The 13,652-nt window shown below is 60.2% G+C and carries 14 protein-coding genes; all 14 read left to right on the top strand.

Annotation, left to right across the window (positions count from 1 at the left end; all coding sequences use genetic code 11):
• The first annotated feature begins 3 nt into the window (after nt 1–3).
• Nucleotides 4–1,116: a peptide chain release factor 1 gene (prfA, locus tag AC1U7K_RS05975; RefSeq protein ID WP_480250014.1), complete on the top strand. Its 1,113-nt coding sequence runs from the start codon at nt 4–6 to the stop codon at nt 1,114–1,116.
• Nucleotides 1,113–2,030, top strand: coding sequence for a peptide chain release factor N(5)-glutamine methyltransferase (gene prmC, locus AC1U7K_RS05970; RefSeq protein WP_480250012.1), 918 nt, complete (start codon nt 1,113–1,115; stop codon nt 2,028–2,030). Before prfA ends, prmC begins: the two co-directional genes overlap by 4 nt.
• 28 nt (nt 2,031–2,058) lie before the next feature.
• Nucleotides 2,059–3,315: a UDP-N-acetylglucosamine 1-carboxyvinyltransferase gene (gene murA, locus AC1U7K_RS05965; RefSeq protein WP_480250009.1), complete on the top strand. Its 1,257-nt coding sequence runs from the start codon at nt 2,059–2,061 to the stop codon at nt 3,313–3,315.
• A 19-nt stretch (nt 3,316–3,334) separates the two neighbouring features.
• Nucleotides 3,335–4,000, top strand: coding sequence for an ATP phosphoribosyltransferase (gene hisG / locus AC1U7K_RS05960; RefSeq protein ID WP_480250006.1), 666 nt, complete (start codon nt 3,335–3,337; stop codon nt 3,998–4,000).
• 13 nt (nt 4,001–4,013) lie between these two features.
• Entirely contained in the window at nt 4,014–5,297 is a 1,284-nt protein-coding gene (gene hisD, locus AC1U7K_RS05955; RefSeq protein WP_480250005.1) for a histidinol dehydrogenase, read from the top strand.
• Nucleotides 5,294–5,896, top strand: coding sequence for an imidazoleglycerol-phosphate dehydratase HisB (gene hisB, locus AC1U7K_RS05950; RefSeq protein WP_480250003.1), 603 nt, complete (start codon nt 5,294–5,296; stop codon nt 5,894–5,896). Before hisD ends, hisB begins: the two co-directional genes overlap by 4 nt.
• A 33-nt stretch (nt 5,897–5,929) precedes the next feature.
• Complete coding sequence (gene hisH / locus AC1U7K_RS05945) at nt 5,930–6,565, top strand: imidazole glycerol phosphate synthase subunit HisH (protein WP_480250002.1); 636 nt, start codon at nt 5,930–5,932, stop codon at nt 6,563–6,565.
• Entirely contained in the window at nt 6,562–7,278 is a 717-nt protein-coding gene (locus tag AC1U7K_RS05940; protein ID WP_480250000.1) for a hypothetical protein, read from the top strand. The genes hisH and AC1U7K_RS05940 overlap by 4 nt, the downstream gene beginning before the upstream one ends.
• Before the next feature lie 16 nt (nt 7,279–7,294).
• Nucleotides 7,295–8,020 carry a 1-(5-phosphoribosyl)-5-[(5-phosphoribosylamino)methylideneamino]imidazole-4-carboxamide isomerase gene (gene hisA, locus AC1U7K_RS05935; protein ID WP_480250243.1) on the top strand — a complete coding sequence of 242 codons (726 nt, stop codon included), beginning with the start codon at nt 7,295–7,297 and terminating at the stop codon, nt 8,018–8,020.
• Nucleotides 8,014–8,802, top strand: a complete 789-nt coding sequence (hisF, locus tag AC1U7K_RS05930) for an imidazole glycerol phosphate synthase subunit HisF (RefSeq protein WP_480249998.1) — start codon at nt 8,014–8,016, stop codon at nt 8,800–8,802. The genes hisA and hisF overlap by 7 nt, the downstream gene beginning before the upstream one ends.
• Entirely contained in the window at nt 8,799–9,482 is a 684-nt protein-coding gene (gene hisIE, locus AC1U7K_RS05925; protein ID WP_480249996.1) for a bifunctional phosphoribosyl-AMP cyclohydrolase/phosphoribosyl-ATP diphosphatase HisIE, read from the top strand. Before hisF ends, hisIE begins: the two co-directional genes overlap by 4 nt.
• Entirely contained in the window at nt 9,475–9,819 is a 345-nt protein-coding gene (locus AC1U7K_RS05920; protein ID WP_480249995.1) for a histidine triad nucleotide-binding protein, read from the top strand. Before hisIE ends, AC1U7K_RS05920 begins: the two co-directional genes overlap by 8 nt.
• Before the next feature lie 103 nt (nt 9,820–9,922).
• Nucleotides 9,923–11,740, top strand: coding sequence for a DNA primase (dnaG, locus tag AC1U7K_RS05915; RefSeq protein WP_480249994.1), 1,818 nt, complete (start codon nt 9,923–9,925; stop codon nt 11,738–11,740).
• Nucleotides 11,741–11,759: 19 nt separating this feature from the next.
• A complete protein-coding gene (gene rpoD / locus AC1U7K_RS05910) occupies nt 11,760–13,574 on the top strand; it encodes an RNA polymerase sigma factor RpoD (protein ID WP_480249992.1) in 1,815 nt (604 codons plus the stop codon).
• The last annotated feature ends 78 nt before the right edge of the window (nt 13,575–13,652 follow it).

Below are 13,652 nucleotides of genomic sequence, written 5' to 3'. Positions count from 1 at the left end.
AACATGGCCCAGGCATCGACCACGGACACGAAGGACACGCCCTTCCTTGCCAAATGGGAGGAAGCGGCGAACCGCTATCATGAGCTGAATCGCCAGCTCATGGACGAGTCCGTCCTGAGTCAGCCGGCACTCCTTCACAAGCTGAATAAGGAGCGCATGGAAATCGAAGAGCTGGCTCAGCTCTTCGATGCGTACCATGAAATTCGCAAACAAGAAAGCGAGGCCGAGCAGATGCGGCAAGACCCGGGCATCACGCCCGATCTTCAAGGACTGGCCGCTGAAGAGGCCCGGCAACTGCACGAGCGCCGTCTTGAGATGGAGCGCCGGGCGATTGATCTGCTGGAGCCGAAAGACCCGCGTGATGAGAAAAACACCTTCGTTGAGATCCGTGCCGGGACCGGCGGGGAAGAAGCGGCGCTCTTTGCAGGCGATCTGTTCCGGATGTATGCCAAGTACGCCGAGAAGAAGCGCTTACGTGTGGAGGTGATGGATGCCCACGAGACCGGCATCGGCGGGTACAAGGACGTGGTGATGCTCGTCGAAGGCAAGGGCGCGTATGGGCTCTTTCGCTATGAGAGCGGCGTCCACCGCGTGCAACGAGTGCCGGCGACCGAGGCGAGCGGCCGCATTCACACCAGCACCGCGACGGTCGCCGTCATGCCGGAAGTCGATGAAGTTGAAGTCCAGATCGATCCCAAAGATCTGCGGATCGATACGTTCTGCTCCTCGGGTGCCGGTGGACAGAGCGTGAACACGACCTATTCCGCCGTCCGGATCACGCATATCCCGACCGGAGTCGTCGTGACGTGCCAAGACGAGCGGTCGCAGTTGAAAAACCGGATCAAGGCGATGCGAACCCTGCGAGCGCGCATCGTCGAGGCGGAACGCGAAAAGCAGGAAGCCGAGATTGCCCAAGCCCGGCGGACGCAGGTGGGGACCGGGGACCGAAGCGAAAAGATCCGTACGTACAATTATCCCCAAAACCGCGTCACCGACCACCGGATCGGCTTAACCCTCCACAAGCTCGAAGCCGTGCTCAACGGCGACCTCGATGAATTCGTCGAGGCCATGCGCGCGAATCGGACTGCGGCGAATTCAGCCGCGGAGCCGTCATGATCGGCCCCGCGTCTCAACTGTCTTGCACGTTCTCCCAGATTGATCCTGCGGTCGTGACACGAGGCGAACTCCTCAGGTGGGCCATCGTCGAGCTTCGCGCTGCGAAGATTCCCTCTGCCGAGCGTGAGGCTGTGTGGTTGGTGCAACATGCACTTGGGGTGAAGGAACTCGAGCTTCGTGTTTCCCACGACACACGGGTGGGCTCTCGGGACGTTGACCGGACGCTGGACTTGATCCGCCGCCGTGCTGCTCACGAACCCCTCCAATACCTCCTCGGCTCTCAAGAGATAGCAGGCCTGGAGTTGACCGTGACGCCGGCTGTGTTGATCCCTCGCGCAGATACTGAAGTCTTGATCGACGCGGTCTGCCGGGAATTGGCTGCACACCGGGCACCGGTCGTGGCCGATGTGGGGACTGGCTCCGGCTGCATTGCGGTCTCCATTGCCACGCGCCTGCCAGGCGCTCTCGTCCATGCTGTTGATGTGTCGCGTCAAGCCTTAGAAGTAGCACGGCACAATGCGGAGCGACATCGCGTGGCCTCTCGTATTGTTTTCTACGAAGGGGAACTCTGCCGGCCGTTGTTTGCTGCTGAGCTGCATGGCCGGCTCAGCGCGGTCGTTTCGAATCCACCATACATTCCTGCTGGGGAAATTTCGCTGTTACAAGAAGAAGTTCAGAGAGAACCTCGGATCGCCCTGTCCGGCGGCCCGGACGGCCTGACCTTCTACCGACGATTGCTTCCCGAGGCCCTCTCGCTCCTCGAGCCGCAGGGGTGTGTGGCTTTTGAGGTGGGACAAGGGCAAGCAGCGGCGGTCTGTCGTCTAGCGGAAGCCACGGGAAATTACTACAATATCGAGACCGTGAAGGACGAGCAGGGCATTGAACGCGTGGTCTTGGCTTGGAAGACCCGATAGGGCGATGAACCATCACAATCGTTGACTCATGGACCGCATCATCCTGAAAGGACCGTCACGGCTGGAAGGGAGCGTAATGGTGAGCGGTGCGAAAAACGCCGCACTCCCCATCCTCGCGTCGACCTTGCTCGGTGGCGAATGCGTGATCACGAATGTGCCCCGCGTCGTAGATGTCTCGACGATGTGTACGTTGCTCAGCATGTTGGGCGGCGTGGTGGCGGTCGAGGGGTCGCGTGTATTCGTGCATGTCGACCGTATCAATTCGACGGAAGCGCCGTATGATCTCGTCCGCAAGATGCGGGCGTCGATCTTGTGCCTAGGACCCCTCCTGGCCCGATGGGGTGAGGCAGTGGTCTCGCTCCCGGGTGGCTGTGCGATCGGCACCCGCCCGGTCGATCAGCACCTGTCGGGGCTCGCCAAACTGGGTGCCGAAATCTCCGTCGAGCATGGGTACATCTATGCGACGGCGACACGTCTCAAGGGCGCTCGTATTTGCCTCGATATGCCGACCGTCACGGGAACGGAAAATTTGCTGATGGCGGCGTGTCTGGCAGAGGGTACGACGGTCATTGAAAACGCCGCGAAGGAGCCCGAGATTACGGATCTCGCCGCGTCGTTGATCAAGCGCGGCGCAAGAATCGCCGGGGCAGGCACTGACATGATCACGATCGAGGGCGTCACAGAGTTACGGGGAATGGATCATGAAGTCATTCCAGATCGCGTCGAGGCGGGGACCTACCTTGTGGCCGGCGCCATGACGGGTGGAAACGTGACCGTGGAGAATTGCGCGCCTCAGCAGTTGGAGGCGGTGACGTTGAAGCTCCGCGAAACGGGCGCGGAGCTGCGCGAAGGGAAGGAGTCCATCCGCGTGACGGCGACGGGTCGCCTGAACGCCGTGAACGTCAAGACGTTCGCGTATCCGGGTTTCCCGACTGACATGCAGGCGCAAATCATGGCGCTGGCGTGCACGGCCAACGGGACGAGCGTGATCACAGAAACAATTTTCGAAAGCCGGTTTATTCACGTGCCCGAGTTGTGCCGAATGGGAGCAGACATCAAGGTGGACGGCAACGTGGCCGTCGTCACCGGCACGGCCGCGCTGACCGGTGCCCCGGTCATGGCGTCCGATCTGCGGGCCAGCGCTGGTCTGATCCTCGCCGGCCTCGTCGCCGACGGTCAGACTGAAATCTCACGGGTCTACCATTTGGACCGCGGCTACGAGCGGATTGAAGAAAAGCTCCGAGCCTTGGGCGCCGCCATCGAGCGAGTGAAGGGAACGGCGTGAACGGACGACCGGTTCAACCATGATTACGATCGCCCTATCCAAGGGCAAGCTGTTGGAACCGGCCATCGAGCTATTCCGACGCGCGGGCTTCAGCAACGGAGACCTGTCCCCGGACAGCCGCCGGCTCGTCTTTCCCTCAGAAAAACATGACCTCACGCTCATGATCGTACGCCCGAGCGATGTGCCGACCTACGTCGAGTACGGGGCGGCGGATGTCGGCGTCGTGGGCAAGGATATGTTGCTGGAGCAGGATCGTGACGTGTATGAGCCGTTGGACTTGCAATTCGGCGGCTGTCGGATCGCCGTTGCGGCGCTCCGTGGCCAAGAGTTGCGCGACCGGCTCTCATCGAAAATTCGGGTGGCCACCAAGTACCCCAACATCACCGAGCGCTATTTCAATCAAAAGGGAATCCCGGTCGAGATCATCAAGCTCTACGGGTCGATCGAACTTGCACCGTTAGTGGGGCTCGCCGATCGCATCGTCGATTTGGTCTCGAGCGGCCAGACGTTGAAGGCGCATGATCTGGTCGAAGTGGAGGTGATTGCGCACTCCACGGCTCGGCTCATTGTGAATCGAGCCAGCCTAAAGATGAAGCACGAGCGGGTGACGGATCTTATCGCACGGCTCAAGATGGAGCGGGCGCGGCTGGCGGAACCGCGCGGTGCGAAGCAGCGGACAGGATAGTGGGGACGCAGCCATGAAGGTTATTGCCAGTACAGATCGGGCATTCAAGACCGCCGTTCAGCGCATGACCGGCCGCTCGAATTTCAACGCCGGCACCGTCGAAACCGCCGTGCGATCGATTCTTCGTGGCGTCGAGCGAGGCGGTGATCGAGCAGTGGTCAGGTATGCCAAGACATTCGATCGCGTGACTCTCAAGCCCGATCAGTTCCGCGTCAGCGTGGACCGCATCAAGGAAGCCTACTACCAGATCCGAAAGGACGAAGGCGATGCGCTTCGCTATGCCGCGCAACGGATCACGGCGTTTCACGAGCGACAACGACTCAAGACGTGGATGTATCAGGAGAACGGGGCGACGCTCGGTCAGATGATTCTGCCGCTGGATGCCGTCGGCGTGTACGTGCCGGGCGGGAAGGCCGTTTATCCATCGTCACTGCTGATGTGCGCGATCCCGGCGAAAGTGGCGGGAGTGAAGCGCGTGGTGCTCTGCACCCCGACGACCAAAGCCGGCATCAGCCCGTACCTGCTCGTCGCCGCCGACATCGCAGGAGTCGATGAGGTGTACCAGATCGGCGGAGTCCAAGCGATCGCAGCCATGGCCTATGGCACGCAGACGATTCCTCGTGTCGATAAGATCGTGGGTCCTGGCAACATCTATGTCGCGACCGCGAAGCGCCTTATGTATGGAACCGTGGCCATTGATATGGTCGCAGGCCCCAGCGAGCTTCTCGTCGTCGCAGACGAGGCCGCGGATCCTGCACACGTCGCGGCGGATTTGTTGTGTGAAGCCGAGCATGATGAAGAAGCGAAAGTGTATCTCGTGACGACGTCGCGGAAGCTGGCCGACGCGGCTGTCCGACATGTGAAGGAGCAGATGGCCAAGCTTTCGCGGGAAAAGATCGTGGCGAAAGCGATTGCTCGCCATGCCGTCGCCTTGGTCGTCGATACAATGGAAGAGGCGATTGACTTGGCGAACGCGATTGCGCCGGAGCACTTGACCCTTTCCGTCGAACGCCCGTTTGACTATTTGGAGAAGATCCGCCATGCGGGGGCCTTGTTCCTTGGCCGCTATACGCCGCCGGCCATCGCCGATTACGTGGCAGGTCCGAACCACGTCCTCCCCACAGGTGGTACGGCACGGTTCTTTTCTCCCCTGTCGGTGGACGACTATCTCAAGAAGAGCAACATCATCTACTACACCAAAGAAGAGCTGACGAAGGTCAAGGATCATCTCTACCGCATTGCGCAGATGGAAGGATTGGACGCGCACGCCAAATCGTTGGAGAGCCGACGCCCATGAAGGTTACAGCCGGTTCGCGGAAGGCCAGGGTCGAGCGCCAGACGACCGAGACGAACGTCACCATCGAAGTCGCGTTGGAAGGGAGCGGTCGCGGGCACGTGCAGACGACGATTCCGTTCCTCGACCATATGCTTCAGTTGTTGAGCAAACACGGATTTTTCGATCTCACCGTGCAAGCCAAAGGCGATACTGAGATCGACGATCACCATACGGTCGAAGATATCGGCATCGTCTTGGGGGAAGCGCTCAAGCAGGCGCTGGGCGGGAAGGAGGGCATTCGACGCTTCGGCTGGGCCTCGGTTCCACTCGATGAGACGCTTGCGCAAGTGACCGTCGACCTCAGCGGCCGGCCCTACCTGGTCTACAACGTTCGGTTGCCACAACGGCGGATCAAGACCTTCGATCTGGGCCTGTTCGAGGACTTCTTTCAGGCGTTCGTCACGCACGGCGCCCTCAACCTCCATATCAACGTCCTCTACGGTCGCAATCCGCATCACATTATGGAGGCGGTGTTCAAAGCCCTGGCTAAGGCGCTCGATCAAGCCACATCCTTAGACGAGCGGGTGTCGGGCGTCCTCTCGACCAAGGGAAAACTGTAGTGGTCCAGGCGCTCTGAACGCCGATTGCCACCCATGATTGCCATCATCGATTACGGCATGGGGAACCTCCGCAGCGTGCAGAAGGCCTTTGCGGTGGTCGGCCATGAGGCGGTGGTGACGCGTGAGCGCGGCGTGATTGCTGGCGCGGATCGTGTCGTGCTGCCCGGCGTCGGCGCGTTTCCCGACTGCATGGCGAACCTGGAGCGCTTCGACTTGATCGAATCGGTGCGCCAGGCGATTCGGCTCGGCAAGCCGTTCCTTGGCATTTGCCTGGGGCTGCAACTCCTGTTTACCGAGAGCGAAGAGTTCGGCGTGCACAAGGGCTTGGATATCCTTCCGGGTCGTGTTCGGCGGTTTACCTCAGCAGAGACGAACGGAAGGCGGCATGCGGAGTCGTTAAAGGTGCCCCACATGGGCTGGAACGCCGTCACGATTCAGCGGGAGGCCCCGCCGCTTCGTGGTCTTCCGACCGGCGTGGATTTCTACTTCGTTCATTCCTATTATGTGGATCCCGCCGATCCCGACATCATTGCCACGACGACGGAGTATGGACGACCGTTTGTCTCCAGTATCTGGCGGGACAACGTGTTCGCGTGTCAATTTCATCCGGAGAAAAGCCAGTCGGCGGGTCTTTGGATCATCAAGAACTTTGCCGAGTGGCGTATATGATGATGTGGTCGCGAGCCATGTATGCTGCGCTCGCCGTTATCAGTGGAGTTCTTGCGGCCTGTGCGCCAGCCAAGGTCACGACGAATGTCTCTCCCGCACTCGATCAATACCAAGTTCAGTCAGTGGTGGTGATGCCGTTCGCTCGCCTCGCCACGCCGCAGATTCTGGATTCCGCCGATGCCGAATTTTCCGTTCCACGCGGGGCGAAGCGATCGGACATTCAAATGAGCGTCGCGCCGCCCGCGGTCGATCGTTTCGATCGGGAAACGACGAGCGTACCACCCTTCGCCGCAGACAAAATTGCCGACATCATGTACCGCACGCTGCTGCGGAAGGGCGGAGTGCGCGTTCTGTCGCCGGCCGATGCCGTGCAAGCGGTCCCAGCTGCAATGGTCGGGGCTCCGGAACAGGCGGCCAAAGAGGCGGCCCGTCAACTCCGAGTCGATGGGGCGCTGATCGGTAGAGTGTTGGTGTATCGTGAGCGAGAAGGCAGCCGGTGGGGTGCAAAACCGGCGATCGTCGGCTTTGAAGTGAAGCTGGTGGCTCCCGATGGTGTGACACTGTGGACTGGCAACTACTACGAACGGCAACGACCACTGAACGAAGACTTCCTCGGCTTCTGGCAGCGGGGCTGGGGATTTGTGACCGCCGAGGATCTCGCGGAGTATGGCGCGTCTCAACTCGTCAAGCGGTTCCCTTTCGGACAATCGTGATCAGCGAGAGCCGATGATGCTTGTGATCCCCGCGATAGACATAAAGGACGGCCGCTGCGTCCGTCTTCGTCAAGGTGACCTTCATCAAGACACCGTCTATTCGGAAGACCCGGCCGCGATGGCCCGGCGGTGGGAAAAGCTTGGGGCCAAGTCGTTGCACGTGGTCGATTTGAACGGTGCGGTGGAAGGACAGCCGCGAAACTTGCCCCAGATTCTGGCGATTCTGAAGGCCGTGACCATCCCGGTCCAAGTCGGCGGTGGGATTCGGACCATGGAAACCGTACGCTTGTACTTCAATCATGGCGCCCACCGTCTTGTGCTCGGCACTGCCGTCCTTCAACAGATCGCGCTGTTGAAGCAGGCCTGCGACGAGTACCCGGACCGGATCCTGGTCGGGCTCGACGCACGGGATGGATACGTCGCGGTCAAAGGATGGACGAACGTGTCTCAAACCCGCGCGATCGACCTCGTCGCCGAGCTGAAGGGGTATCGGCTGGCCGGGATTATCTATACCGATATCGGGAGAGACGGCATGCTGTCGGGACCAAACCTCACCGCGCTTCGTGAGATCGTGGATCGGTCGCCAGTACCGGTCATCGCTTCAGGTGGCATCACACGGATCGACGATCTGCGCGCGATCAGCGCGCTCGGCCCACGCGTCATGGGAGCGATCGTCGGCAAGGCGCTCTACGAGGGCACGCTCGATTTAGAGCAGGCGCTCGAAGCTATGGCGACATGTTGACGAAACGGATCATTCCATGCCTCGACGTGAAAGATGGTCGAGTGGTGAAAGGTGTCGAGTTCGTCAATCTTCGCGACGCGGGGGATCCGGTGGAGGTCGCGGCCGTCTACGATCGGGAAGTGGCGGATGAACTGTGTTTCCTCGACATTACGGCTTCGCACGAACGCCGGCAGATTCTCCTCGACGTGGTGGCGCGCACGGCGGAGCATGTATTCATGCCACTGACGGTCGGCGGCGGTGTCCGGACGCTGGACGACATCCGCGCGCTCTTGAATGCGGGCGCCGACAAGGTGAGTATCAATACCGCAGCCGTCGAAAATCCTGACTTCGTGAAGGCCGCCGCCGCCCGGTTTGGCGCGCAATGCATCGTTGTGGCGATCGACGCGAAACAGTCGAACAACGGGGCGTGGGAAGTCTTCACCCACGGCGGTCGTCGCGCGACCGGGGTCGATGCCGTTCAGTGGGCACGAGACATGAGCGCGGCAGGCGCCGGTGAAATTCTCTTAACCAGCATGGATCGTGATGGGACGAAGGACGGCTACGACCTCGCTCTGACGGCTGCCGTATCGGCCGCGGTGCCGATCCCCGTGATCGCGTCGGGAGGTGCGGGCTGCCTCGAGCATCTGTATGACGCGTTCGTGCGCGGCAAAGCCGATGCGGTCTTGGCGGCCTCGATCTTTCACTATCGGACGTATACCATTCAGCAGGCAAAAGCGTACCTCGCCGAGCGCGGTGTCGCGGTACGTCACGTCTCCAGTAATTGGAAAGTGGTGGCATCGTGACACGCTGGGAGCAACTGAAACCGGATGACCACGGGTTGGTGCCGGCGGTCGTCCAGGATTGGCGCGACGGGAGTGTGCTCATGCTCGGCTTCATGAATCGTGACGCGCTGGACCGAACCGTGACCACGAAGCACGTGCATTTTTGGAGTCGCTCTCGTCAGAAACTCTGGGAAAAGGGAGAGACGTCGGGACATTATTTGGTTGTGAAGGATCTCTTCCTCGATTGTGATCGAGATACCGTGCTGATCAAGGCGGAGCCCGTCGGGCCGACGTGTCATACCGGTCAGGCAAGCTGTTTTTTCACCCGATGGGACAGTGGAGACGTCACTGACGCCTCAAAACCATCTGACGATGCGCTGGGTGGTGTGCTCGAGCATGTCTATCGGACGATCCTCGATCGCAAGCTTCAGCCGAAAGAAGGCTCGTACGTCTCAACCTTATTTCAGCAGGGCCAGGACCGGATCTTGAAGAAAGTCGCTGAGGAGGCTGGTGAGGTCCTTCTTGCGTCAAAAAATGACAAGCGCGACGAGGTCATTTACGAGGTGGCCGATCTCTTCTTCCACACGCTCGTCGTCCTTGGCTATCACGGCGTGACGCTGCAAGAGATCTATCAGGAGCTGGCGCGGCGGGTTGGCACGCCCGGACTTCGGGCCAAGTCGGGAGGGCCCGGTCATGAGTGACTGTTTGTTCTGCCGGATCATCAAACGTGAAATACCCGCCAAAATCGTGTACGAAGATGAACAGGCGCTGGCCTTTGACGACATCCGCCCACAAGCTCCCGTTCATACGCTGGTCATCCCTAAACGCCATGTGCCGTCAATCGGAGAGGGTATCGGGGGCGATGAGCGGCTCTTCGGGCATCTCATCTTCGTTGCAGGAAAGGTCGCCACAGCCAAGGGAATTGCGTCCTCAGGCTACCGCGTTGTGACGAACACGGGCCCGGATGCTGGACAAACGGTCTTCCATTTGCATTTTCATGTTCTGGGCGGTCGTACCATGTCCTGGCCGCCCGGGTAGCCCTACGCTCGTCCATCTTTACAGGCACGCCGTCCGTTTGATAGTGTGACCGGTCCGTTTGACCTGCCGTCTTCAGCGATCGAGGGATTAAAAAGCAACGTCCATGGCATCAAACCTGATCCCCGAAGACGTCATCGCCCAAATTCGGGAGCGTGCGGATATTGTCGACATCGTCTCCGGGTACGTCGCCTTGACCCGGTCAGGCCAAAACCTTAAAGGCCTGTGTCCCTTTCACAACGAAAAAACTCCTTCTTTTACCGTCAGTCCGTCTCGCCAAATTTTTCACTGCTTCGGGTGCGGGGCCGGAGGAAACGTCTTCACCTTTCTCATGAAGCTGGAGGGCGGGAGCTTTCCTGATACCGTTCGGGACTTGGGAAAGCGGCTGGGGATCGACGTGCCGAGCGTCAGCCATGTCGGCCATTCCGGAGAGTCTCAAGTCCGGGATCGGCTGGAACGGATCCACCAGGCTGCCGCCGGCTGGTTCGAACGAAACCTCTGGGATACGAGCATCGGCCGAACGGCACTCGACTATGTTCGGGGTCGAGGGATCAGTGAGGATACGATCCGAGCCTTCGGGTTGGGCTATGCTCCGCCGGGGTGGGATGGCTTGCTGGGCGTCTTGCTCAGGGAAGGGCACGGCTTAACCGATATTGCGGCCGCCGGACTGTCCGTGGCCAAGGATCAGTCTGGGCGGCGTGCCACTGACCCGACCGCCTATTATGACCGTTTTAGAAGTCGGCTGATGTTCCCCATTACAGACCTTCGTCGCCGGGTCATCGCCTTTGGTGGGCGCATCCTCGGTGAGGGGGAACCGAAATACCTCAATTCGCCGGAAACCGCGCTGTTCAGTAAGGGACGAAATCTGTACGGGTTTGATCGTGCGCGGGAGACAGCCGGCCGAGAGGGACGACTCGTCATTGTTGAGGGTTACTTCGATGCGATTGCGCTCCATCAGGCAGGGATTACCAATGTCGTCGCGACGCTCGGCACGGCGCTGACGCCCGACCACTTGACGATCATCCGGCGCTTTGCCAAGAAGCTTGTCCTCCTCTTCGATCCCGACCCGGCCGGGGTTCGGGCGGCGCTCCGAACCCTCGATCTCTTTGTCGATAGTGGAATCGGGGTGACGGTCGTGACGCTGCCGACGGGCGAGGATCCCGACACCTTCGTTCGAAACCAGGGCCCGGAGGCATTTCGGCGGTTACAGGAGGAAGCGCCGAGTCTGCTCGATTTTGCCGTCGAGCACAGCTTGCGACAGGCGGCATCCGGCTCGATGGACGATCGTCTTCGGAGCGTCGATGATATTCTGAGGATTCTCCAGAAAACGTCGAACCGGATCGAGCAAGAAGAATGCATGCGCCGCGTGGCCGAACGGCTGGACATCAGCCAAGCCCGTCTGATCGAACGGTACCCGGCATTGGTGAAGAAGTCCGAAGGTAGACCGGATCGCCGACTGGCCGTTTCTCAGCCGGTGAACCGAAAGCGATACGCCGAAGAATGGGACCTCGTGTACTTGCTTGTGCACGGACATGTCCCCGGCTTGCAGGTTCAGTCCCTGTCGGTCGACGCATTCGCCGACCCTGCCTGTCGTCGCCTGGTCGAGATCGCGTGTCGGCACATCGATGCTGGCGGCCGCGTGCTGATCCGCCCATTGCTTGATGAGGCGCTTGCCGACCCAGCGTGCTGCGCGGCGGCGACCGAGATGTCGGCGGCGGATCGGCATTTCGACGACATTCCAGCGCACCTCGAAGGGTGTCTCGATGCCCTTCAGCGCAAACGACGCGAACGCGCCCTGGAAGCCTTGATCGTCAAACTGCGTGCCGCGGAACAAGCCGGCCTTCATGAAGAGGCGCGCCTGTTGAATGCCGAGGTCAATGCGCTTCGGCAGACGAAAGCCGCTGTCCCCGTTCGGACCTCTTAAACTGTTCTGAGGAGTCATCATGGCGAAAGAAGAATTGCTCGGAGAAGTCAAGAAGCTGATTTCGATCGGGAAGGAGAAGGGCTTCCTGACTTACGATGAACTGAACAGCACCCTGCCGGCCGACATGGTCTCCTCCGAACAGATCAGCACGCTGATGAGCATGTTCGGGGAGATGGATATCGAGATCGTCGATTCGGCCGACGGCGAGCGGGAAAAGCTGGTGGAGGCCGACGAGCAGGTTGAGGAGGTCGAGGAGGTCGAAGGGAAAGAGGAGCTCGAGGAGGAGGAAAAGGAGATCGATCTCACGCCCGGGGTCCTCAGCCGGACCGATGATCCGGTGCGTCTCTATCTCAAGGAAATGGGCAGCGTCGCGCTGCTGAGCCGCGAGGGCGAGATCGAGATCGCCAAACGGATCGAGGAAGGCAAGAAAGAGATCGCCTCGGTGGTCTTCGGCATGCCGATGACCATCCAGTTCGTGCTCTCGTTGCGCGATCAATTGAAGAACGACAAGATCAGCGTCCGCGAGATCGTGCCCGTTCAGGAAGAAGATTTTGAAGAGAACAGCGAGGAGGAAGTCGAGCGGGACGATGCGGAGCTGCGCGAAAAAACGTTAGAGGCTCTCAATAAAGTCCGAAATATCTCCAAGACCCTGATCGCGCTGTACGAGAAAAACCGCCACGCCGGCAATGATCCCGCGAAGCAACGCCGCATCAAGAACCAGATCAAAGAGGTTCGACCGCAGTTGGTCGAGAAGATGGAGTCGATCAACCTGCACGTCGTGCTGAAGGAGCGGTTGGTGCAGCGCGTGCGTGAAGTGGCGCAGGAGATCAGGGCCGCCGAACGGGAGATCGCCCACTGCCAGCGTCGTCTGGGCGTACCCGGCGAGGCAGGGGCCGATCTGCTCAAACGGTTGTGCCGAGAGCGCCGCGACTTTCTCGCGGTTCACCGGAAGACGGGGATTTCCGAAGAGACACTCAATGAGATCAAGAAGGGCTACCAAGCGGCACGCGCGAGGATCCGGCAATTGGAAACGGAAGAGGCGCTGGTGTCGGCCGATGAAATCAAGGAGGCCGTGCGGCAGCTCGACATCGCTGAAGAGAAGGTCAAGCGCGGCAAGGCCGAACTGGTCGAGGCGAATTTGCGCCTGGTCGTCAGCATCGCCAAGAAGTATACGAACCGGGGCCTCCAGTTCCTCGATTTGATTCAGGAAGGCAACATCGGCTTGATGAAGGCCGTGGACAAGTTCGAGTACAAGCGCGGCTACAAATTCAGCACATATGCGACATGGTGGATCCGCCAGGCCATCACGCGCGCGATTGCCGATCAGGCCAGAACGATCCGCATCCCCGTCCATATGATCGAGACGATCAATAAATTGATCCGCACGTCACGGCATCTGGTGCAGAAGCTCGGCCGCGAGCCGAACCCCGAGGAGATTGCCGAGCGCATGGATCTGCCGCTGGACAAGGTCCGCAAGATCCTCAAGATCGCGCGTGAGCCGATTTCGCTCGAAACCCCCATCGGAGAGGAAGAGGACAGTCATTTGGGAGACTTCATCGAGGATAAGAAGGCGGTTTCCCCGCTCGAAGCCGCGATCCGGTACGATCTACAGCGGCAGATCAACAACGCGCTCCAGACGCTCACTCCGCGGGAGGAGAAGGTCTTGCGCAAGCGCTTCGGCATCGGCGAGGCGACCGATCACACGCTGGAAGAGGTCGGACAGGACTTCGAGGTGACGCGCGAGCGCATCCGGCAGATCGAAGCGAAAGCCTTGCGCAAATTGCGCCACCCCAGTCGCAGCCGCAAGCTAAAGAGTTTCGTGGAGAGTCTGTAGTCAGATTGACACTCTCGTTCTCCGGGATTTAGAATCGCGCCGACCAATGGACGAGAATACAGACAGGCCGAAGCCGGC

Source organism: Nitrospira sp. Vd2, assembly GCF_979581665.1.
Note: the sequence above shows the minus strand (reverse complement) of the source record. Positions and strands in the feature narration are given on the sequence as shown.